Origin of the sequence: Agrococcus sp. TSP3-2-1 (assembly GCF_049897585.1) — a bacterium.
Classification (GTDB): Bacteria; Actinomycetota; Actinomycetes; order Actinomycetales; family Microbacteriaceae; genus Agrococcus.
This window is the reverse complement of the sequence record NZ_JAFCWN010000004.1, coordinates 151,511-171,286: the sequence shown is the minus strand read 5'-3', so window position 1 is coordinate 171,286 and position 19,776 is coordinate 151,511. Positions and strand designations below refer to the sequence as shown.

Annotated in this window: 23 protein-coding genes, 1 tRNA gene and 1 pseudogene; 5 read left to right on the top strand and 20 right to left on the bottom strand. The window is 74.9% G+C overall.

Annotated features, from left to right (window positions below; all coding sequences use genetic code 11):
- Positions 1 to 3: 3 nt before the first annotated feature.
- From ACP7BI_RS07635 to ACP7BI_RS07595, 9 genes are all read right to left on the bottom strand, one after another.
- A complete protein-coding gene (locus tag ACP7BI_RS07635; protein ID WP_425844815.1) occupies positions 4 to 1,632 on the bottom strand; it encodes a serine/threonine-protein kinase in 1,629 nt (542 codons plus the stop codon).
- A gap of 572 nt (positions 1,633 to 2,204) precedes the next feature.
- Positions 2,205 to 2,651, bottom strand: coding sequence for a pilus assembly protein TadG-related protein (locus ACP7BI_RS07630; protein WP_425844813.1), 447 nt, complete (start codon positions 2,649 to 2,651; stop codon positions 2,205 to 2,207).
- Positions 2,648 to 3,130, bottom strand: coding sequence for a hypothetical protein (locus ACP7BI_RS07625; RefSeq protein ID WP_425844811.1), 483 nt, complete (start codon positions 3,128 to 3,130; stop codon positions 2,648 to 2,650). Before ACP7BI_RS07625 ends, ACP7BI_RS07630 begins: the two co-directional genes overlap by 4 nt.
- Positions 3,105 to 3,485 (bottom strand): TadE/TadG family type IV pilus assembly protein, encoded by a 381-nt coding sequence (locus ACP7BI_RS07620; RefSeq protein WP_211448563.1) that lies wholly within the window; start codon positions 3,483 to 3,485, stop codon positions 3,105 to 3,107. Before ACP7BI_RS07620 ends, ACP7BI_RS07625 begins: the two co-directional genes overlap by 26 nt.
- On the bottom strand, positions 3,485 to 3,673 hold the full coding sequence (locus ACP7BI_RS07615; protein WP_425844810.1) for a hypothetical protein: 189 nt from the start codon (positions 3,671 to 3,673) through the stop codon (positions 3,485 to 3,487). The genes ACP7BI_RS07620 and ACP7BI_RS07615 overlap by 1 nt, the downstream gene beginning before the upstream one ends.
- A 10-nt stretch (positions 3,674 to 3,683) precedes the next feature.
- A complete protein-coding gene (locus ACP7BI_RS07610; protein WP_425844808.1) occupies positions 3,684 to 4,619 on the bottom strand; it encodes a type II secretion system F family protein in 936 nt (311 codons plus the stop codon).
- Positions 4,616 to 5,473, bottom strand: coding sequence for a type II secretion system F family protein (locus ACP7BI_RS07605; protein ID WP_425844806.1), 858 nt, complete (start codon positions 5,471 to 5,473; stop codon positions 4,616 to 4,618). Before ACP7BI_RS07605 ends, ACP7BI_RS07610 begins: the two co-directional genes overlap by 4 nt.
- A complete protein-coding gene (locus ACP7BI_RS07600) occupies positions 5,470 to 6,702 on the bottom strand; it encodes a CpaF family protein (RefSeq protein ID WP_425844804.1) in 1,233 nt (410 codons plus the stop codon). The genes ACP7BI_RS07605 and ACP7BI_RS07600 overlap by 4 nt, the downstream gene beginning before the upstream one ends.
- Before the next feature lie 73 nt (positions 6,703 to 6,775).
- Positions 6,776 to 7,312 (bottom strand): hypothetical protein, encoded by a 537-nt coding sequence (locus tag ACP7BI_RS07595; protein WP_425844803.1) that lies wholly within the window; start codon positions 7,310 to 7,312, stop codon positions 6,776 to 6,778.
- 88 nt (positions 7,313 to 7,400) lie between these two features.
- Here ACP7BI_RS07595 and ACP7BI_RS07590 point away from each other — a divergent pair, with 88 nt between their 5' ends.
- Entirely contained in the window at positions 7,401 to 8,285 is an 885-nt protein-coding gene (locus ACP7BI_RS07590; RefSeq protein ID WP_425844802.1) for an alpha/beta fold hydrolase, read from the top strand.
- Positions 8,286 to 8,339: 54 nt separating this feature from the next.
- A pseudogene (locus ACP7BI_RS07585) lies at positions 8,340 to 8,636 on the top strand (VOC family protein); the annotation flags it as partial.
- On the opposite strand, the gene ACP7BI_RS07580 reads toward ACP7BI_RS07585, so the two are convergent.
- The 3 genes from ACP7BI_RS07580 to ACP7BI_RS07570 all read right to left on the bottom strand — a co-directional run bounded on the left by ACP7BI_RS07580 (position 8,552) and on the right by ACP7BI_RS07570 (position 11,379).
- Positions 8,552 to 9,562 carry a hypothetical protein gene (locus ACP7BI_RS07580; protein WP_425844800.1) on the bottom strand — a complete coding sequence of 337 codons (1,011 nt, stop codon included), beginning with the start codon at positions 9,560 to 9,562 and terminating at the stop codon, positions 8,552 to 8,554. The pseudogene ACP7BI_RS07585 and the gene ACP7BI_RS07580 sit on opposite strands and share 85 nt — an antisense overlap.
- Before the next feature lie 79 nt (positions 9,563 to 9,641).
- Positions 9,642 to 10,499: a 3-hydroxyacyl-CoA dehydrogenase family protein gene (locus tag ACP7BI_RS07575; RefSeq protein WP_425844798.1), complete on the bottom strand. Its 858-nt coding sequence runs from the start codon at positions 10,497 to 10,499 to the stop codon at positions 9,642 to 9,644.
- 79 nt (positions 10,500 to 10,578) lie between these two features.
- Positions 10,579 to 11,379, bottom strand: coding sequence for an SDR family NAD(P)-dependent oxidoreductase (locus ACP7BI_RS07570; RefSeq protein WP_425844796.1), 801 nt, complete (start codon positions 11,377 to 11,379; stop codon positions 10,579 to 10,581).
- Between the two features lie 70 nt (positions 11,380 to 11,449).
- Between ACP7BI_RS07570 and ACP7BI_RS07565 the strand changes: the two genes are divergently transcribed.
- Together ACP7BI_RS07565 and ACP7BI_RS07560 are read left to right on the top strand one after the other, a co-directional pair.
- Positions 11,450 to 11,532 (top strand) — tRNA-Leu (locus ACP7BI_RS07565).
- Between the two features lie 23 nt (positions 11,533 to 11,555).
- Positions 11,556 to 12,278 carry a DedA family protein gene (locus ACP7BI_RS07560; protein ID WP_425844794.1) on the top strand — a complete coding sequence of 241 codons (723 nt, stop codon included), beginning with the start codon at positions 11,556 to 11,558 and terminating at the stop codon, positions 12,276 to 12,278.
- 16 nt (positions 12,279 to 12,294) lie between these two features.
- Here the strand turns inward: ACP7BI_RS07560 and ACP7BI_RS07555 are convergent, their stop codons facing one another.
- From ACP7BI_RS07555 to ACP7BI_RS07520, 8 genes are all read right to left on the bottom strand, one after another.
- Positions 12,295 to 12,948 (bottom strand): metal-dependent transcriptional regulator, encoded by a 654-nt coding sequence (locus ACP7BI_RS07555; RefSeq protein ID WP_425844793.1) that lies wholly within the window; start codon positions 12,946 to 12,948, stop codon positions 12,295 to 12,297.
- Positions 12,929 to 13,789 carry a metal ABC transporter permease gene (locus ACP7BI_RS07550; protein WP_425844792.1) on the bottom strand — a complete coding sequence of 287 codons (861 nt, stop codon included), beginning with the start codon at positions 13,787 to 13,789 and terminating at the stop codon, positions 12,929 to 12,931. Before ACP7BI_RS07550 ends, ACP7BI_RS07555 begins: the two co-directional genes overlap by 20 nt.
- Positions 13,786 to 14,529, bottom strand: a complete 744-nt coding sequence (locus ACP7BI_RS07545; RefSeq protein WP_425844791.1) for a metal ABC transporter ATP-binding protein — start codon at positions 14,527 to 14,529, stop codon at positions 13,786 to 13,788. Before ACP7BI_RS07545 ends, ACP7BI_RS07550 begins: the two co-directional genes overlap by 4 nt.
- The gene (locus tag ACP7BI_RS07540; protein ID WP_425844790.1) at positions 14,526 to 15,461 is read right to left on the bottom strand and encodes a metal ABC transporter solute-binding protein, Zn/Mn family; all 936 of its coding nucleotides are present in this window, start codon (positions 15,459 to 15,461) and stop codon (positions 14,526 to 14,528) included. Before ACP7BI_RS07540 ends, ACP7BI_RS07545 begins: the two co-directional genes overlap by 4 nt.
- Positions 15,462 to 15,603: 142 nt before the next feature.
- On the bottom strand, positions 15,604 to 16,233 hold the full coding sequence (gene rdgB / locus ACP7BI_RS07535; protein WP_425844789.1) for an RdgB/HAM1 family non-canonical purine NTP pyrophosphatase: 630 nt from the start codon (positions 16,231 to 16,233) through the stop codon (positions 15,604 to 15,606).
- Entirely contained in the window at positions 16,230 to 16,952 is a 723-nt protein-coding gene (gene rph, locus ACP7BI_RS07530) for a ribonuclease PH (RefSeq protein WP_425844787.1), read from the bottom strand. Before rph ends, rdgB begins: the two co-directional genes overlap by 4 nt.
- Positions 16,953 to 16,962: 10 nt before the next feature.
- Positions 16,963 to 17,799 carry a glutamate racemase gene (murI, locus tag ACP7BI_RS07525; RefSeq protein ID WP_425844786.1) on the bottom strand — a complete coding sequence of 279 codons (837 nt, stop codon included), beginning with the start codon at positions 17,797 to 17,799 and terminating at the stop codon, positions 16,963 to 16,965.
- A gap of 50 nt (positions 17,800 to 17,849) precedes the next feature.
- A complete protein-coding gene (locus ACP7BI_RS07520; RefSeq protein WP_425844785.1) occupies positions 17,850 to 18,410 on the bottom strand; it encodes a GNAT family N-acetyltransferase in 561 nt (186 codons plus the stop codon).
- Positions 18,411 to 18,484: 74 nt separating this feature from the next.
- Here ACP7BI_RS07520 and ACP7BI_RS07515 point away from each other — a divergent pair, with 74 nt between their 5' ends.
- Positions 18,485 to 19,774 (top strand): nicotinate phosphoribosyltransferase, encoded by a 1,290-nt coding sequence (locus ACP7BI_RS07515; RefSeq protein ID WP_425844997.1) that lies wholly within the window; start codon positions 18,485 to 18,487, stop codon positions 19,772 to 19,774.
- Positions 19,775 to 19,776 lie beyond the last annotated feature (2 nt).

Here is a 19,776-nt window from a genome sequence, read left to right as displayed (position 1 = left end):
CGCTCACGCAGCGGAGGCCGTGACCTCGTCGATCGCTGCCCGGATGGCCGCCGCGGCTTCGGGGCTCGCCGCGCCGTCGCGCTCGAGCGCGTCGACCTGCGAGCGGAGCTCCGCGAGTCCCGCCGCGGGGCTCCCGGCCTCCCCGTCCGCTGCCGCGGCCTCGAGCGCGGCGACCCGGTCGAGGAGCGCATCGCCTGCGGCGGTGTCGAGCCCGCCGCCCGCGACCGCGCCGCCGATCGCGTCGCGCACCCCGGCGAAGCTGATCGGCGCAGGCTCCACGGGAGCCGACTCGACCGGTGCCGGGTCAGCAGGCGCAGACGCGGTGGGCGCGGGCGCCGGCTGCTCGGACTCGGCGGGCGCGGGCGCCGGAGTCGCCGCCTCCCCTGCCGCCGCCGGCGTCGGCTCCGCGGCCGGGCCGGGCGCGGGCTGCGCGGCGGGGGCCGCGCTCGTCCCCGACTCGCCGGCGAGCGGCGTCGCGGCCGTCGCCGATGGCGGCGTGACGGTGGCTGGCACCCCGTCCTGCGCGGCGGGCGGCTGCGATGCGAGGGCGTCGTCCGCGCTCGGCCGCTGCAGCAGCGGGACGACGACGAGCAGCAGCGCCGCGAGCGCCACGAGGGCAGCCACGGCGAGCAGCGCCCGGCGGGCGACGCGCTTGCGCGGGGCAACGACGACCGCGGTCGCCGCGCCGGCCGGGCCGAGCGGGCCGGTCGACGGCGCATCGAGCGCCTCGACGGTCGGCGCGGCAGCCACGAGGGGCACGGTGTCGGCCACCGGTACCGCTGCGGCGGCGACCTCGCCCGTGCGCGGCAGCGCGCTCCGGATCGCGGCGAGCTCGTCTCGCACGTGCGCCGCGTCCGACCCGCGGTCCTCGGGGTGCTTCGAGAGCAGCCGGGCGACGAGGGCGTCGAGCGCGGCAGGCACGTCGGTGAGCCGCTCCGACACCCGAGGCGCCGGCGCGTGCACGTGCTGCTGCAGCAGCGCGAGGGGGTGCTCGCCCGCGAACGGCGGCCGCGCGGTGAGCAGGGTCATCATGACGCAGCCGAGCGCGTACAGATCCGTCGCGGGCGTCGCTCGACCGCCGTCGGCCTGCTCGGGAGCCATGTAGGCGGCGCTGCCGACGATGGTGGAGGCGGCCGTCAGCTGGCCCGACGTGCCGTCGACGCTCGCGATCCCGAAGTCGACGACCTTGAGCCTGCCCGAGCCGTCGAACACGAGGTTGGCGGGCTTGATGTCTCGGTGCACGATGCCGATGCTGTGGATGGCCGCGAGCGCCGCCGCCGTCTGCTCGCCGATCTCGACGGCCCGACCGAGCGGCAGCGGCTCGCCGCCCTCGAGCAGCTCGGCGACGGTGGGTCCCGGCAGCAGCTGCATCACGAGGAAGGCGGTGCCGGCGTCGGCGCCGGAGTCGAAGACGGTCACGACGTGCTCGTGCGTGAGCGCGGCGGCCGCACGGCCCTCGCGTCGGAAGCGCTCGGCAGCGCTCGGATCGTCGCTCGTCCCGAGGTCGACCGTCTTCACGGCGACCTCGCGCCCGAGCACGCGGTCGAGCCCGAGCCACACCTGCCCCATGCCGCCGGAGCCCAGCGGGCGCACGAGCTCGTAGCGCGACGCGAGCACGGTCCCGGGGATCATGTCCCCCATGATCCCGACCGCGCCTGAACGCGGCGATGGAGTTCGCTCAGGGGTCGGGCGGCACATCCCTGAGCGTGCCGTCGGCCTTCCAGCAGAGCCAGCACACGTGCACGCGCAGCAGCCGCGCCGAGAGCTCCGAGCGCTCGAGCAGCGTGTGCGTCGCGCGAGCGAGGCCCGCGCCGCGTACTCCGGCTGCGCTCCGCGAGCGCCGCGGCGAGCTCCTCGCGCGTCGCGCGAACGCCGACGAAGCCGTCGGTGAGCATCGTCGACGGCTCGCCCCCCAGCCGTAGCGCGCGAGGTCGTCGTCGAGCCCGTCGTCCCCGGCGATGGCGGCAGGCCTAGGGCGCGGGCGGTCGATGCGCCAGCGCTACTCGTCGCGGCGAGGCTCCTGCCGCGCGGCGAGGTCGTGCGCGATCGACGTCGCCTCGGCCCGCAGCTCGTCGTCGCACAGCTCTCCCGACTGCACCTGCTGAGGCCGTCCGCGGCGCGCTCCGGGTCGTCGACCGGCAGGCTCGCCGCGACCGCGTCGTAGTCGATCTCGGGCTGCTCCTGCATGCCGGGAGCATGCGCGATCAGTCGACGAAGACGGCCCGCGCCGTCGCGGTCACGTCGAGCCGGATGCCCTCGGGCAGCAGGAGCGAGACGACCGGCGGGCGCCACGTGCTCGAGACGGAGACGGTGGCGCTGCGGGCATCGGCGCTCGCACCCTCGACCAGCACGTCGTCGAGGTCGCCTGCGGCCTCCGCCGCCCAGGCCGCGGCGGCCTCCTGCACCGCCGCGCCGGCAAGCTCCGGCGCGGCGGAGACGCCGTCGAAGCGCACCTGCTCGAGCGCGAACGCCTCCGCGGCCGCGAGCGCAGCCCCGTCGGCGACCGTGAACAGCCGGCGACGCTCGACGAGCATGCTCGTCGCCGCGGCGACCGCGAGCACGAGGGTGAGCGCGAGTGCCGCGAAGCCGATCGCCAGCACGAGCGTCGAGCCTTCCTCGTCGCGCGCGAGGCGCGACCAGGCGCGCGTCACGGGGCGCCGCCGAAGGCGGAGACCGGCTGGCTCGCGAGCGCCGAGACGGGGACGCCGACCCCGGCGCCGAGGACGAGGCCGGGCGGGGCGAGCGGGAGCGGCACGGTCCCGTCGAGGCGGACGGAGACCGTGCCGCGCCGGGTGTCGCACGCGTCTTGCGCCGGGGTGCACACGACCTCGACGCGCACGGCCTCGGGCTCGAGCCCGGCGTCCGCCATCGCAACACGGATCGCCCGATCGGCTGCGGCCATGCCCTGCTCGTGCGAGTCGGCTTGCGCGATCGCCCGCGCCGCGTGGCGGGCGCCGCCCTCGATGCCGAGCACGGCGTGCTGGATCTGGCCGAGCGCGAGCACGAGGTAGACGAGCGGCACGAGCAGGATGAGACCGACGGTGAGGAACTCGATCGAGGCGGAGCCCTCCTCCGACGCGAGCCCACCCGGGGCTGCGCGCCGCTCAGCGAAGCGATTCGACGGGGGCATGGCCGGCGACCTCGAGCGCGACGGGGCCGATGAAGCCGAGCACCGGCAGCGGTGCCGCGACGCGGATCTCGATGGTCTCGAGTCCCGCGACGACGGCGCTCGATGCGCTCACCCGCTCGGCGTAGCGGGGTCCGATCGCTGTCGAGATGAGCTCGCGCGTGCGCTCGACGCCCGCTGCGGCATCGGAGCCGAGCAGCGAGGCGTGCCGCGCGCCCTCCGCCGCCGCGTCGGCGACGGTCGCGCGCACGTGCAGCGCGAGCGAGAGCTGCATGACCGAGAGCACGAGCACGACGAGGAGCCCCGCCACCATGGCGAACTCGGCGACCGCCGAGCCGCGCTCGTCGGCCAACCGCATCAGAAGCTCGTGACGCGCGAGATCGCCTGCTCGAAGACGCCCTGGAGCGCGGGCCCCGCGACCGTCCACAGCACGATGACGAGTCCCGCTGTCATCAGCGTGACGAGCACCCAGCCGGGCACGTCGCCGCACTCCTCCTCGCGCATCCGCCCGACGAGCCGGGCGAAGCGGTTGCTGATCGTGGACATGGCTCCTCCTTCAGAATCCGACCTGCAGCACGTGGATGCCCGGCCACAGCGCGAACGCCACCGTCGTCGGCAGCAGCCCGAAGACGAGCGGCACGAGCATCGAGATCTCCTTGCGACCGGCTGCCTCGAGCAGGTCGCGCTTCGCGGCGTCGCGCGCGTCGAGCGCTTGCGCCTGCAGTGTCTGGGCGAGCGGCGTCCCGCGCTCGAGCGCGCCGCGCATCTGGTCGACGCTGCGCGTCACGCCGGGGTGCCCGAGCTCGTCGGCGAGCGTGCCGAGGGCCGTCGAGAGGCTCGATCCGGCCGCCGCGTCGGCCACAACGCCGGAGAGCTCGCGCCCGAGCGCACTGTGCCCCGCGGCGCCGACCCTGCGGAGCGCGTCCTGCAGCCCCTCGCCGGCCGCGAGGCTGAGCGAGAGGAACTCGAGGATCGAGGGCAGCTCGCTCGAGATGCGCGCGAGTCGGCGCTTCGCGCGGCGCTGCAGCAGCCAGTCGACGGCGAAGGCGCCGGTCGCGGCACCGAGGATGGCGAGCGCGGCGGGCAGCGCGATCGGCCCCCGCTGGGCGGCGCCGACGACGCCGAGGGCCGCACCGGCGGCCGCGCCGACGAGCGCCCACCGCAGCTGCCGAGCACGATGCTCGGCCACCGTGCCGTCGTCGGCGGCCTGCCGCAAGCGGCGGCGGATGCCCTCCGGAGCGCCGAGCACCGCGTGCACGAGCGGCGCGATCCGGTCGCCGACCGGCGACGCGACGACGCCCACGACGCGAGCCGGGTCGACGCGGCGCCGCGCGACGAGGTCGCGCGCTCCGGCCGACACGTCGAGCACGTAGGGGGCGACGCGATGCAGCAGCAGCGGGCGTCGCATGATCGGCACGAGGCTCACGAGCAGCCACAGCCCGAGCCCGAGGCTGCCGCCGAGCAGGAGGCTCCAGCCCGCCTCCCCGGTCACGCGAACCACCGGGCCTCGACGGGCAGCGCGCCGATGCGCAGCATGACCCGGTACGCGATGAGCGTCACGACGGCGCCGCCGGCGATGAGCAGCAGGCCGCCCGGCGCGTTGTACGCCTGCGCCGCCTCGGGGCGGGTGGAGAGGATGAGCAGCACGATCCACGGGGCGGCGACGCCGAGCCGAGCGGCGCTCACGACCCAGCTCTGCCGCGCCTCGAGCTCGCCGCGCGTGGCGAGATCGGCCCGCAGGTACGCCGCGAGCTCGCGCAGCACGGTCGTGACCTCCGTGCCCCCGACCTCGCGCGCCATCCGCAGCGTCTCGAGGATGCGGTCGGCGACGGGATCGGCCAGCCGATCCTTCAGCCGGTCGAGCGCGTACGCGAACGAGCCGGTCGCGCGGTGGTCGGCCGCGAACGCAGCGAAGGACGGCCGCGTGATCTCGGGGCCGGCGCGCTCGAGCTGCGCGACGGCATCGGGCAGCGCGAGCCCGCTGCGCACGGCCGAGACGAGGTGATCGACGACGTCGGGCCACACCCGGGCCTGGGCGCGCTCCCGGCGCTTCGCGCGCCAGCGGACCGCGAGCACCGGCGCGGCGGTGCCGGCCGCGAGCGCCGCGACGGCGACCGCGACCGCGGGGACGAGCGCGAGCGAGACGCCGGCGGCGAGCACGCCCGCGATCGTCGAGACCGCTGCGAGCGCGAGCGGCGGCACGCCGTCGAGCCCCGCGAGCGTCAACCGGTCGAGCGCGCGCCGACGCGGGCGCGGGTCCGCCGCTCCGGCGCGCCGCGGCCACAGCCACGGGCTGACCGCGAGCAGCACGCCGAGGCCGAGCGTCGCGCCGAGCAGCAATGTCATGCGCGCGCTCCCGTGAGGAGCACGACGGGGTCGACGCCGACCGCGGCGAACTTCGCGGTGCGCGCGGGATGCGAGCCGGTCGGCTCGAGGAGGCCGTCGCGGAGCGCGAAGAGGGTCGACGCCTCGATGACGCCCGAGGTCGCCTGCCCCGACGGGGCGAGGATCTCGACCGCTCTGCGATTGCCGCGCGCGTCGATCGCGAGGTGCACGACGAGGTCGATGCACTGCGCGACCGTCGGCACGACGAAGCCGGCGTCGATGTTGCGGCCCGCGAGCAGCGGGAGCGTCGTGAGCTTCGCGAGCGCGTCGCGAGCGGAGTTCGCGTGGATCGAGCACATCCCCGACACCCCGCAGTTGAGGGCGACAAGCAGGTCGAGCGCCTCCGCCTCTCGCACCTCGCCGACGACGAGCCGGTCGGGGCGCATCCGCAGCGACTCCTTCACGAGGCGGCGCAGCGAGATCTCGCCCGTCCCCTCGAGCGAGGGCTGCCGGCACTGCAGCGCGACGATGTCGTCGACCGGCGGGTCGAGCTCGAAGGTCTCCTCGACCGTGACGACCCGCTCGCCGGGCCGGACGCTCGCGAGCAGCGCGTTGAGCATCGTGGTCTTCCCCGCGTGGGTCGGCCCCGAGACGAGGATGTTGCAGCCGGCGATGACCGCTTGGCGCAGGAACTGCGCCGCCTGCTGGCTGAGCGCGCCGCGCTCGACGAGCGCAGCGAGCGATGCGAGCCGGCGGGAGAACTTGCGGATGTTGATGGACATCGCGCCGCGAGCAACGTCGCCGCTCGCGACGTGCAGCCGCGAGCCGTCGGGCAGCGACGCGTCGACGAAGGGCGTCGACAGGTCGACCCGGCGGCCGGTCGTCGACAGCATCCTCTCGACGAGGTCGCGCACCTCGGGCTCGGTGAGCCGCAGCGGCAGCGGCTCGCTCACACCGCCCCGTGCACAGAAGACGCGCGATCCCTGGTTGATCCAGAGCTCCTCGATCTCGGGATCGTCGAGGTAGGGCTGGAGGGGTCCGTAGCCGCTCACCGCGGCGAGCACGTCGCGCTCGGCCTGCCGCTCGTCGGCGAGCATCGGCACGCTGCCGCCGAGCGAGCGCTCGGCGTAGGAGCGCACCGCGTCGCGCACGTAGCGCTCGGCGAGGTCGCCCGAGCGCGCGAGGTCGATGCCGTCGCGCCGCACCTTCGCCCGCACGGAGGCGGTGATCTCGGCGACGGCCTGGTGCATGCGAGCCAGTGAAGCCGAAGCTGGCTCGGCGCCTCGGAAGTTGTCCACAGCCGGGTGCGCCGGCTCCGGCGCCTCAGCCCAGGGCGGCCGATCCGAACGACGGGAACGGCTCGACGTACTCGAAGAGCGTGACGGTCATCATCGCCGGCATGTCGTGGGCACCCGGCAGCTCGACCGCATGATCCGGCACCGTCGGGTCGATCGTCGCGATCTCGTAGCGATGGCCGCCCGCCGCGGTGCCCCAGTGGCCCTGCGCGTCCTGCTGCAGGGGGTCGGGCTTGAGGTGCACGCGGAGATCCGGCGAGTCCGATGTGCGCAGACCCTCGATCATCAGCCAGACGGAGCCGTCGTCGCGGCGCTCGACGCGCACGGTCCCCTCGGTCGCGACGGCCTGCGAGACGAACGAGCCGGTCAGCGGCAGCTGCTGCTCGAACGCGCTGAGCGCCTCGGGCGGCGTCGTCGGCCTCTGCGCCGCCTCGCCGATCGCAGGCGCCGAAGCCGACACATCGGGTTCGGGCAGCGACTGCCCGTCGCCAGCGCACCCCGCCAGCAGCACCGCGACCAGCACCGACGAGCCGGCGATCCGACGGGCAGCAGCGCGCGGTGACATGACGCTCACTCTAAGTGCGCACCGGACGAGGCCGACGGAGCGCCCCACGCCTAGGCTCGGAGGGACGGCATCGACGAGCGGAGTGGGCATGGAGGCGACGCGCAGCACCGCGGCGCTGCCGTCGGGACCGGTCTCCTACCTCGAGTGGCGGCCGGCCACGGGTGCCGACGCATCCGTGGTCGTCCTCCTGCACGGCGGCGGGCTCGACTCCGCGTGGCTGTCGTGGGGCGAGGTCGGCGCCGAGCTCGCGGCGACGGGCCACCGCGTGCTCGCGCCCGACCATCCCGGGTACGGGAACAGCCCGCGCGCGCCGTGGCGGGCGACGCAGGACCGACTGCTCGGCTACGTCGCGGCGTTCACGGCTGCGCTCGGCCTCGAGCGGTACGCGCTCGCGGGGCTCTCGCTCGGCGGCGGGCTCGCGATCGGGCACGCGCTCGAGCACCCGGGCCGCGTGCGCGGGCTCGTGCTGCTCGGCAGCTACGGGCTGCAGCCGACGCTCGTCGAGGGAGCGCTCCGCGTGCCCGCACAGCTCGCGAGCTGGGCCGCGGTCCGCACCGGCTTGCTGCAGGCCGCGACCCGCGCGAGCGCCCTCGACCGGCGGCTCCTCGAACGCAGCCTGCGGCCCGTGCTGCGGGACTCCGCGCGGCGCACGCCCGAGCTGCTCGACGCGGTCGAGGCGGAGGCGCGGCGCGGCTCCGGGCTCGAGGTCTTCGCCGAGTGGCAGCGCGCCGAGGTGGGGCTCCGCCGCCAGTCGACCGACTACAGCGCGCGCCTGGTGCGCATCCGGGCGCCGACGCTCTTCGTGCATGGCGAGCGCGACTCGGGAGTGCCGGCAGCGGTCGCGGAGCGCGCGGCCGCGTCGATGCCCGACGCCCGCGCGATCGTCGTGCCGGGCGCCGGCCACTGGGTGCAGCGAGACCGGCCCGACGTCGTCGTGCCGGCGATGGCCGAGCACCTGGCTGCACTCGGCTGAGCAGCGTTCGACGCACGGCGGTGCTACGCCTACGAGGACGACGGCCGCGTCGTCTACGTCGCCCTCGAGGTCGGGGCTTCCACCGTCGCGATCGGCTTCGAGCCGAGCGCCGGCCCGCCCGAGGCCGCGCTCTGGATCTACGTCGACGACGTCGATGCCGCCTTCGAGCGCGCGCTCGAGCGAGGCGCGACGGCGGTCGAGGAGCCGGCGCTCATGCCGTGGGGCGAGCGCGTCGGGCAAGTGCGGGATCCCGACGGGATGCTGCTCTACCTCGGCGCTGAAGCATCCGGGCCCGAGGCACCCGGCGCTGACGCATCCGTCGCCGCGGCGTCAGGGGAAGCAGCGACCTGAGCCTCGCCATCGGCCCACCGCAGCACGCGGAGGGCCTTGAGCGTGATCCAGCGGCTCGGCTCCCCCGCCGCGCCGTAGTCGACGACGGCGTCGCCGCCGTGCACGACGTCGGCAGCCCACGTGCCGTCGTCCCGGCGCTTCGAGCGCACGACATCGATCGCCTCGCGCATGCGCTCGTCGACGAGGGCGCCGACCGCGCGGAAGTGCTCGAGCGCGCGCAGCACGTCGTACTCGTGCCGGGGCGGGAACGCGAGCTGCACGTAGGTCGGCTTCGGGATCTCGCCGGTCGAGCGACGCCGCATGAGGCCGCGCTCGAGCAAGTACTCCTCCCCGCTCTCGCGCGCCTCGCGCACCCGCGGGTCGTCGTGCTCGCGCTCGAACGCGGCGAGCGCCTCGAGCACGCCGATCGTGGTGTCGAACGAGGAGCGCACCGAGCCGCGCTCCTGGTCGCAGTTCCAGCCGCCGTCGGCCATCCGCTCGCCCAGCAGCCGCTCGACGATCGCATCGACCTCGACGCCGAAGTAGCGCGCGTTCGTCACGAGCGCGGCGTTGATGCACGGCTCGACCTCGCCCTCGAAGAACGGCTCGTCGTCGTACTCCCAGTGCGTCACGCGCGCGACGTCGGCGATCGCGTCGCGGACGACCGGGTCGGCCGGATCGACGCCGAGCAGCCGCAGCTCGGTGAGCACGTGGGAGGTGGATGTCCAGGGCTGGCCGGGCAGGACGGGCTCCGCCTTCGGGAAGTGCGCGCCGCCGGCCCACTGGCCGTCGGGACCGCGCGCCGCGAGGAGCGCGGCGCCCCAGCCCTCTCGCGCGACGCGCGCGCGCTCGCGCGCCACCGCATCCGGGTCGGCGTCCTCGAGATCCTGCAGCACCTGCCACCGGATCGCGGGGTCACCTTCGAGCAGCCACTGCGTCGTGTGCATGTCGGGAGCATGCCGCACGGCGCCCACACGCGCGAGCGGACCGGGCGACGCCACCGGATCGGGTGGCGCCCGCCGAGGCCTAGGAACGGAGGTCGGTCCTCGCCGCGAGCAGGGCCGCGAGGCGCCCGGCGAAGCGCGCCGGCGCATCCGCATCCCGCTCGAGGAAGCCCCGGCCGGTCTTCGCGCCGAGGTCGCCGCGCTCGAGCCGCTCGCGCAGCATGCCGGGGGCGGCGGATGCGTCCCCGAGCGTCGGGAAGATCCCGTCGGTGACGCTCGTCCACACGTCGAGGCCGCCGAGGTCCATGATCTCGAAGGGGCCGGCGAGCGCCCAGCGCGGGCCGAGGCCAGCGGTCACGACCGCGTCGACCTGCTCGGGCGTCGCGACGCCGCGCTCGACGAGGTGCATCGCCTCGCGGTAGAGGGCGGCCTGCAGTCGGTTGGCGATGAAGCCCTCGACCTGCTGCGCGAGCGGCACGGCGGTCTTGCCCGCCGCCGTCAGCAGGGCGACCATCCGCTCGACGGTCGCGGGCGGCGTCGCGGGCCCCGGCACGACCTCGACGAGCGGGACGGTGTCGGCGGGGTTGAAGAAGTGGGCGATCACGAGCCGGGCGGGCTCCCGCATGCCGGCTGCGAGCGCATCCGCCCCGATCGACGACGTGTTCGAGGCGATGACCGCGTCGTCGTTCGCCGCCTCGACCTCGGCGAGCAGGGCGAGCTTCAGGTCGAGCCGCTCGGGCGCGGCCTCGAGCACGATCGTCGCGCCGTCGACGGCCACCTCCACGCTGCCGTGCGCCGTGCCGCCGGCCGACTCGGCCGCGGCGCCGGCCGCGTCCGCGCGCACGTCGAAGACCCGCACGTCGTGCCCCGCGCGCCCGAAGACCCGCGCGATGCCCGCGCCCATGATGCCCGCGCCGAGCACGGCGATCGTCTCCGCCACAGCAGCCTCCCCGATCCGGCGCGCGCCGGTCCACCCGAGGATGCCACAGGAGCGACGGCCGGGCGATCGGCGTCGCTGATCAGTCGGCGTTCGCGTCGCTCGTCGGCTCGAGCCGCCCCTCGTCATCGCGCCGGTCGAGCCGCGCCATGCTCCAGCCGCCCATGGACCGATCCGGGATGAGGGGCACGAGCGGCGCGGTCACTCGGTAGCGCCAGTCGCTCACGACGACGCTGCGGCCCTTCCGCAGGCCGCGCAGCCCCTCGCGGGCGGTCGCCTCGACGCTCGCCCAGATGATGTCGGGCGTGCCCGAGCGGTCGATGCCGAGCCGCTCGTGGAACTCCGTCTTCAGGAAGCCGGGCAGCAGCGCGGTCGTGCGGATGCCGTCGGCGCGATAGCGCGCCGCGATCGAGCGGGAGAAGGTGATGGCGTGCGACTTCGCCGCCGAGTAGGTGCCGTTCGGCATGCGGCCGGCCATGCTCGCGACCGTCAGGATGCCGCCGCGACCGCGATCGAGCATGCCGGGCAGCGCCGCGTGCACGAGCCGCATGGGCGCCCACACGAGCAGGTCGAGCAGCCGCCGCTCCTCGTCGATGCCCGAGACGTGGAAGTCGGCGAGGATGCCCGTGCCCGCGTTGTTGACGAGCACGTCGATCGGGCGGGCGCGGTCGGCGACCCGCGCCGCGACCCGCTCGAGGTCGTGGGCGACGGTGAGGTCGGCGGGGAGCACCTCGGTCTCGACCGGGAGCGACGCCGCGACCTCGCGCAGCCGCTCCTCGTCGCGGGCGACGAGCACGAGGGAGAAGCCGTCGGCGGCGAGCTGGCGCGCGAGCTCCGCGCCGAGGCCCGCCGTCGCGCCGGTGACGAGCGCTCGCATGTCCATGCCGCCACTGTGGCAGACGCTCCCGAGCGCCGCCTGCGGGTTCCCGGCACCGCTACGCTGGAGCGACCACGCGGGAGTGGTGGAATCGGCAGACACGCAGGATTTAGGTTCCTGTGCCCTCGTGGCGTAGGGGTTCAAGTCCCCTCTCCCGCACTGCGATCGCCCTAGGAGCCCCCGTGCCCCCGCTCACCGCCGAGTTCCTCATCGATGTCGAGGGCCTCATCTCCGGCGCGGGCTCGTGGGCGCTGCTGCTCGTGTGTGCGATCGTCTTCGTCGAGACGGGCCTGCTCGTCGGGTTCCTGCTGCCGGGCGACACGCTGCTCGTGATCGCCGGCATCCTCTCCTTCACGGGCGTGATCCCGCAGCCGATCTGGCTCGTGATGCTCTGCATCTGGGCGTGCGCTGTCGCGGGCGACCAGCTCGGCTACTTCATCGGGCACAAGGCCGGACCGCCGATCTTCCAGCGCCGCTCATCCGGCCTGTTCTCGCATCGCACGATCGAGCGCACGAACCGCTTCTTCCTCAAGTACGGCGCCGCGGCGGTCATCATCGCCCGCTTCATCGGCATCGTGCGCACCTTCATGCCCGTCGCGGCGGGCGTGGGGCGGATGCCGTGGCCGCTGTTCCTGCGCCTCGACGTGCTGGGCGGGCTGCTGTGGGGCGCGGGGCTGCCGCTGCTCGGGTGGGGCGTCGCCCACATCCCCGGTGTTGCGGAGGTCGTGACGCAGTACATCGACCTCGTGCTGCTCGGCGTCGTCGGCATCGCGATCGGCGCGATCACCTGGCACGCGATCCAGTCGCGGCGCGAGGTCGCGCGCGAGATCCGCGAGGGCACCGCGGCCGGCCCGGTCGAGACCCTCGACCTCTCGGGCACCGGCGCCGCCGGCCTCGAGCGCTGACGCCTCGGTCGAGCGCTCAGGCCGCGAGCCAGATCGCTCGAGCGACGTCGGGACCGACGTCGACCGTGCCGCTCGCCGCCCGCACCTGCATCGAGCCGGAGTAGGGCTTGACGCCGAGCACCGTGAGCCGCGCGTCGAGCGCGATGCCCGCGTCGGCGAGGAAGCGGAGCATCGCGGGATCCTCGTCGGAGATGCGCACGACCGCGCCCTCGTGGCCGGCCGGCGCATCCGCGAGCAGCACCGCGTCGGGGCGCCGCACGGTGCCGTCCGCGCCGGGGATCGGATCGCCGTGCGGGTCGCGCTCTGGGTCGCCGAGCGACGCCGCGATCGACTCGAGCAGACGGTCGCTCAGCGCGTGCTCGAGGATCTCGGCCTCGTCGTGCACCTCGTCCCACTCGTAGCCGTGCCGCTCGACGAGCCAGGTCTCGACCACCCGGTGGCGCCGCACCTGCCGCACGGCGAGGCGGCGTCCCTCGGGCGTGAGCTCGACCGCCCCGTACGGGCGGTGGTGCACGAGCCCCGCGGCGGCGAGCTTCTTCACCATCTCGGTCACGGTCGAGTTCGCGAGGCCGAGCCGCGTCGCGAGCTGCGACGGCGTGACGGGCTCCGGCTGCCACTCGGTGTGGTGGTAGATCGCCTTGACGTAGTCCTCAGCCGCTGTCGACCGCATGCCGCCTCGCTCTCGCCCACCGTATGACGAGCCCCCGTCGGGACCCGAACAGCAACGCTAGCCCGAAGGCGAGCCCTTGCGAGAGCACGACCGCCCCGCCCGGGGAGATGTCGAGCCAGAACGCGCCGAGCAGCCCGACCATCGACGCGACCACCGTGATGCCGACCGACCACGCGAGCAGCGCATCCCACCGCACCGCGATGAGCGAGGCCGTCGCGCCCGGGATGACGAGCATCGCGACGACGAGGATGATGCCCACGGCTTGCAGCGCCGTGACCACCGTGAGCGCGAGCGCACCGAGGAGCACCGCGTGCAGCAGCCGCGGCCGCAGCCCGATCGCGTGCGCGTGGCCCGGGTCGAAGGCGACGAGCGTGAGGTCGCGGCGCAGCACGAGCAGCGCGACGCACACGATCGCGCCGACGATGAGCACCTGGGCGATGTCGGCGTCGGAGACGCCGAGCACGTTGCCGAAGAGGATGTGCTGCAGATCGGTCTCGGCGGGCGTGACCGAGACGATCACGAGCCCGAGCGCGAACAGGGTCGTGAAGACCACGCCGATCGCGGCATCCGCCTTGATCCGCGACACCGCGCGCACCCCGCCGATGAGCGCGACGGCGCCGACGCCGAACACCGCCGCCCCGAGCGCGAACGGCAGGCCCAGGATGTAGGCGAGCGCGACGCCGGGCAGCACCGCGTGCGAGACGGCGTCGCCCATGAGCGACCAGCCCATCTGCACGAGCCACGTCGACAGCAGCGCGCACGCGACCGCAGCGACGAGCGTGACGAGGATCGCCCGCAGCATGAAGTCGTAGGTGAAGGGGGCGAGCAGGGCGTCGATCATCGCTCCTCCGCCGCTCCGGCGCCGAAGGCCTCGGCGATCCGCTCGGGGCTCAGCACCTCCTCGGGCGGCCCCTGGTGCAGGAGCCTGCCGCGCAGCAGCAGCACGGTGTCGGCGACCTCCGCGACGCCCGAGAGGTCGTGGTGCACGATGACGACCGTGCGGCCCCGCTTGCGCAGCCCGCGGAGCACCTCGACGATGCGCGCCTCGCTCGTGCGGTCGACACCCGCGAAGGGCTCGTCGAGCAGCAGCAGCTCGGCGTCCTGCGCGATCGCGCGCGCGACGAACGCGCGCTTGCGCTGGCCGCCCGAGAGCTCGCCGATCTGGCGGTCGGCGAGGTGGGCGATGTCGAGCAGCTCGAGCGCCTCGGCGACGGCGGCGCGGTCGGCCGCGCGCGGGATCCGCAGGAGCCCCATGCGCCCGAAGCGACCGGTCGTGACGACGTCGCGCACGGTCACCGGGAAGTCCCAGTCGACCGACTCGGCTTGCGGCACCGAGGCGACGAGGCCCGCGCGACGCGCCTCGGCGGGCTTCCGGCCGAGGATGCGCACGGTGCCCTCGTGCGGCACGCGCTCGAGGATCGCGGCGAGCATCGACGACTTCCCCGAGCCGTTGACGCCGACGAGGCCCGTGATCTCCCCCGAGCGGATGCGCGCGGTCCCGTCGACGAGGGCGCGCACGTCGCCGTAGCGCACGCCGAGGCCCTCCACGACGATCGCGTCCCGCGCTGCCGTGCCGCTCATCCGCCCAGTCCCTCCAGGATCGCCTCGATGTCGTGCTCGACGAGCGCGAGGTAGGTCGGCGCGGGCCCGTCCGGCGCCGAGAGCGAGTCGACGTGCAGGCTGCCGTCGAAGCGCACGCCCGCGTCGCGCGCGATCTGCTGCTGGGTGCCCGGATGCGTCGTCGACTCGCAGAAGACGGTCGGCACCTGCCGCTCCTCGACGATCGCGACGACCTCGGCGATCGATTGCGGCGTGCCCTGGCCGCCCGCGTTCACCGGCCACAGGCTCGCCTCGTCGAGGCCTGCGTCGCGCGCGAGGTAGCTGAAGGCACCCTCGCACGTGACGAGCACGCGCTGCCGCTCGGGCACGCGCGCGACGCCCTCGCGGAGGCGCTCGCCGAGGGACTCGAGGCGAGCGGTCAGCGCCGCGGCGCGCTCGTCGACCGCGGCGCGCTCGGCGGGGACGAGGTCGCCGATCGCGACGCGGAGCGCCTCGACGTAGCGGGCGCCCTCGCCGGGCGCGACCCAGGCGTGCGCGTTGGGGTTGCCGGCGTAGTGGCCGGTCTCGATCGCGATCGGGTCGACCGCATCGCTCAGCACGACGTGCGGCGCGTCCTGCCGCTCGACGAGCGTGAGCAGCCAGTCGTCGATGCCCCAGCCGTTCGTCACGACGAGGTCGGCGCCCTCGGTGCGGACGAGGTCGCCGGGCGTCGGCTCGTAGTCGTGCACCTCGACACCCGGCCGCGTGAGCGATTCGACGCGCGCGGCGTCGCCCGCGACCTCGCGCGCCATGTCGGCGATCACGGTGAAGGTCGCGAGCACGAGCGGGCGGTCGTCGGCGGCCGGCGTCACCGCGGGCGCGGGCGTCGCGCAGCCGGCGAGCACGGCGGCGACCGTGGCCGAGACCACCGCGAGCGCGCTTGTTCGCCACACCGCATCCACTCTTTTCGGCATACCGAAATCATGGCACGCCCTCGCTGAAGGCGCTACCGGGACCCCTGCTCGGCAGGTGGACCCCGGATATCGGGTCCGCGTGCCGGATCTGGGTCCGCGTAGCCCGGCGGACCGCCCGCGTGCCGCGAGCGCCGCTGACGGGCTACGCGCGCTGGATGCGCTCGGCGAGCGCCGCGAACGCGATCCGGCGGTGGCTCAGCGCATCCTTCTCGTCGGCGCTCAGCTCGGCCGACGAGCGGCCGCCGCCGTCGTGGGGCACGAAGATCGGGTCGTATCCGAACCCGCCCTCTCCGCGCGGCGCATCCGCGACCTCGCCGGCCCACTCCCCGCGCACCGCGAACTCGCCCTGGGCGTCGACCCACGCGGCCGCACACACGAAGCGAGCGCCGCGGTCGGCGTGCTCGGCGAGGTTCGCGAGCAGCAGCTCGAGGTTGTCGCGATCGTCGCGCGTGCCCGCGTAGCGAGCCGAGTGGATGCCGGGGGCACCGTCGAGCGCGTCGACCTCGATGCCCGAGTCGTCGGCGATCGCCGGCAGCCCCGTGCGCGCGTGCGCGGCGCGCGCCTTGATCAGGGCGTTCGCCTCGAAGGTGTCGCCGTCCTCGATCGGCTCCGGGCCGTCGTCGGGCAGCAGCTCGATGCCGGGCAGGAGCGGCGCCAGGATGCGCTGCAGCTCCTCGACCTTGTGGGGGTTGCGCGTCGCGACGACGACCTGCAGGCCGCCGCCGCGCGGGTCGATGCCCGTCGAGCCGAAGCCCGTGTCGACGGGGCTCATGCGAGCGCCTCGCGCTGGAGCTCCGTCAGCCGGGCGGTGCCGGCGAGCGCGAGGTCGAGCAGCGCGTCGAGCTCGGAGCGGTCGAAGGGCGCGCCCTCGGCCGTGCCCTGCACCTCGACGAGCAGCCCGCGCCCGGTCGCGACGACGTTCATGTCGGTGCCGGCGCGCACGTCCTCGAGGTAGTTCAAGTCGAGCGTCGGCTCGCCGTCGACGATGCCGACCGAGACGGCCGCGACCGAGTCGACGAGCGGCTTCGCGCCCTTCGGCACGCGGCCCTGCGCCTGCGCCCACGCGACCGCGTCGGCGAGCGCGACGTAGGCGCCCGTGATCGCGGCGGTGCGCGTGCCGCCGTCGGCCTGCAGCACGTCGCAGTCGACGGTGATCGAGAGCTCGCCGAGCGCCTTCATGTCGACGCCCGCCCGCAGCGAGCGGCCGACGAGGCGCGAGATCTCGTGGGTGCGCCCGCCGACGCGTCCCTTCACGCTCTCGCGATCCATCCGCTCGTTCGTCGAGCGCGGCAGCATCGCGTACTCCGCCGTCACCCAGCCCTTGCCCTTGCCCGCCATCCAGCGCGGCACGGTCGGCATGACGGATGCGTTGCACAGCACGCGCGTGCCGCCGAACGAGATGAGGGCGCTCCCCTCGGCCTGCGCGCTCCAGCCCCGCTCGATCGTGACCTCGCGCAGCTGATCGAGCTGCCTGCCGTCCTTGCGTGCCATGGTCTCTCCTTCAGTCGGTGCGGCCGGGCAGCTGGATGACCCCGGTCTGGTGGAACTCGACGTGCGTGACCTCCGGCCCGAGGAAGCGGCGCGCGAGCCGGAGGAACGGCTCCTGCGCCTCGGTCGTCGCCTCGAACTCGTAGGTGGGGGTCGCGCCGACGGGCGCGAGCATGCGCCGGTCGCTCAGGATGCGGTAGACGTCGCCCGCCGTCTCCTCCGCGCTCGAGACCAGGCGCACGTCGGGGCCGGCGACGTAGCCGATCGCGCCCGCGAGCAGGGGGTAGTGCGTGCAGCCGAGCACGAGGGTGTCGAGGCCCTCGGCGAGCAGCGGCTCGAGGTACTCGTGGGCCGCCTCGAGCACCTCGTCGCCGGTCGTGACGCCCGCCTCGACGAACTCGACGAAGCGCGGCGCGGCGCCGGCCGCGACGTGCGGCACGCCCGCGGCGGCGAACGCCCGCTGGTAGGCGCCGGAGCCGATCGTGCCGGCCGTGCCGATCACGCCGATGCGGCCCGAGCGGCTCTGCGCGACGGCGGCGCGCACGGCGGGATCGATGACCTCGACGACGGGGATGCCCATCCCCACCTCGTAGCGCTCGCGCGCGACGTCGAGGGTCGCGGCGGACGCGGTGTTGCACGCGATGACGAGCATCTTCACGCCCTGCGCGACGAGCGTGTCGAGCACGTCGAGCGCGAGGGCGCGCACCTCGGTCTGCTCGCGCGGGCCGTAGGGGCCGTTCGCGGTGTCGCCGATGTAGGTGATCGACTCGGCCGGCAGCTGGTCGATGAGCGCCCGCGCCACGGTGAGCCCGCCGACGCCGCTGTCGAAGACTCCGATCGGGCGCTGCACGGGGGCAAGCCTAACGGGGGTGCGCTCAGCGCTCGGCGCGAGGGCGAGGGCTACCGACGCAGCATCCGATGCATGGGGATGCCGCCCCACGTCGGCCCGGTCGAGACCCGCTCGTCGAGGTGCACAAAGCCGCGCCGCTCGTAGAAGCGCGCCGCCCGGGCGTTGCCGTCGATGAGCCACAGGTAGTGGGGCCGCTCGTCGACGACCGCGTCGAAGAGCGCCGCGCCGAGGCCGGAGCCGTGCATCTCGGCTGCGACGTAGAGCCGGTCGAGCTCGCGATCGGCCGGCGGCGGCACGAGGCCGAGCTCGCGCTCCCAGCGCGCCGGCGCGGGGCCTGCGCCGGCGATGCCGACGATGCGGCCCTCGCGCCATGCGACGCGGCGCACGGCCTCGCCCGGCTCGCCGAAGACGTGCGCGAGTCCCGCGATGTTCGCCTGCTCGAGGCCGCGGGATCCGAAGTCGTCGGGCAGCTGCCCCGCGTAGGTCCGCTGCTGCTCGGCGACGAGGAAGCGGGCCCAGGCCTCCGCGTCCTCCGGCCGGGGCGCCCGCAGCTCGACGCCCTCGGGCAGCGGTCGCTCGCTCGTCCGGGTAGGTCGGGTCTCGTCGCGCACCGATCCACGCTACCGGCTCCCGGTCGCTCGCTCGGCGGTCGGCATAGGCTGGCGCCGTGACCGACACCGCGCTCATGACCGACCGCTACGAGCTGACGATGATCGACGCCGCGCTGCGCTCCGGCACGGCGTTCCGGCCCTCCGCGTTCGAGATCTTCGCCCGCCGGCTGCCGGGCGCGCGCCGCTACGGCGTCGTCGCCGGCACGGGCCGCTTCCTCGAGCGGCTCGCCGAGTTCCGCTTCGGCGACGCGCAGCTCGCGTTCCTCCGCGACGAGCGCGTCGTCTCGGCCCAGCTCATCGAGTGGCTCGCCGACTACCGCTTCTCAGGCGACATCCGCGGCTACGCCGAGGGCGAGGCCTACTTCCCCGGCTCCCCCATCCTCGTCGTCGAGGGCTCGTTCGCCGAGGCGGTCGTGCTCGAGACCGTCGCTCTCTCGGTGCTCAACTACGACTCCGCCGTCGCGAACGCCGCGACCCGCATGGCGCGCGCCGCGAAGGGGCGCCCGGTCGCCGAGATGGGCTCGCGCCGCGCGAGCGAGGAGTCGGCGATCGCGGCCGCCCGCGCCGCGTACATCGCCGGCTTCCGCGCGACGAGCAACCTCGCCGCGGGTGCTCGCTGGGGCATCCCCACGATGGGCACCGCCGCCCACTCCTTCACGCTCCTCCACGACTCCGAGGCGGAGGCCTTCCAGGCGCAGATCGACACCCTCGGCGTCGGCACGACGCTGCTCGTCGACACCTACGACATCGAGCAGGGCATCCGCACCGCGATCGAGATCGCGGGCCCGAAGCTCGGCGGCATCCGGCTCGACTCGGGCGACCTCGACGAGGTCGCCGCGGAGGCGAGGGCGCTGCTCGACTCGCTCGGCGCGACCGAGACGCGCATCACCGTCACGAGCGACCTCGACGAGTACGCGATCGCCGCCCTGCAGGCGAGCCCGGTGGATGCGTACGGCGTCGGCACGAGCGTCGTCACCGGCTCGGGCGCGCCAGCCGCGGGCATGGTCTACAAGCTCGTCGCGCGGCAGGGCGACGACGGCGAGTGGGTCGGCGTCGGCAAGCGCAGCGAGGACAAGGCCTCGCGCCCGGGCGAGAAGGTCGCGGTGCGCACCCTCGAGGGCGGGATCGCGGTCGAGGAGACCGTGCTCGTCACCGACGACCCGCACGTGCTCGAGCAGGCCGCGACGCGCGGCCGCGCGCTCCAGGTGCCGCTCGTCGAGCGCGGCGAGATCCAGGAGCGGTGGCTCGGCCCTGCGGGAGTCGAGCTCGCGCGCGAGCGGCACGCGGCATCGATCGACGAGCTGCCGGCGGAGGCGCACCGCCTCGCGCGGGGCGAGCCCGCGATCCCGACGGTCTTCCGCTGACG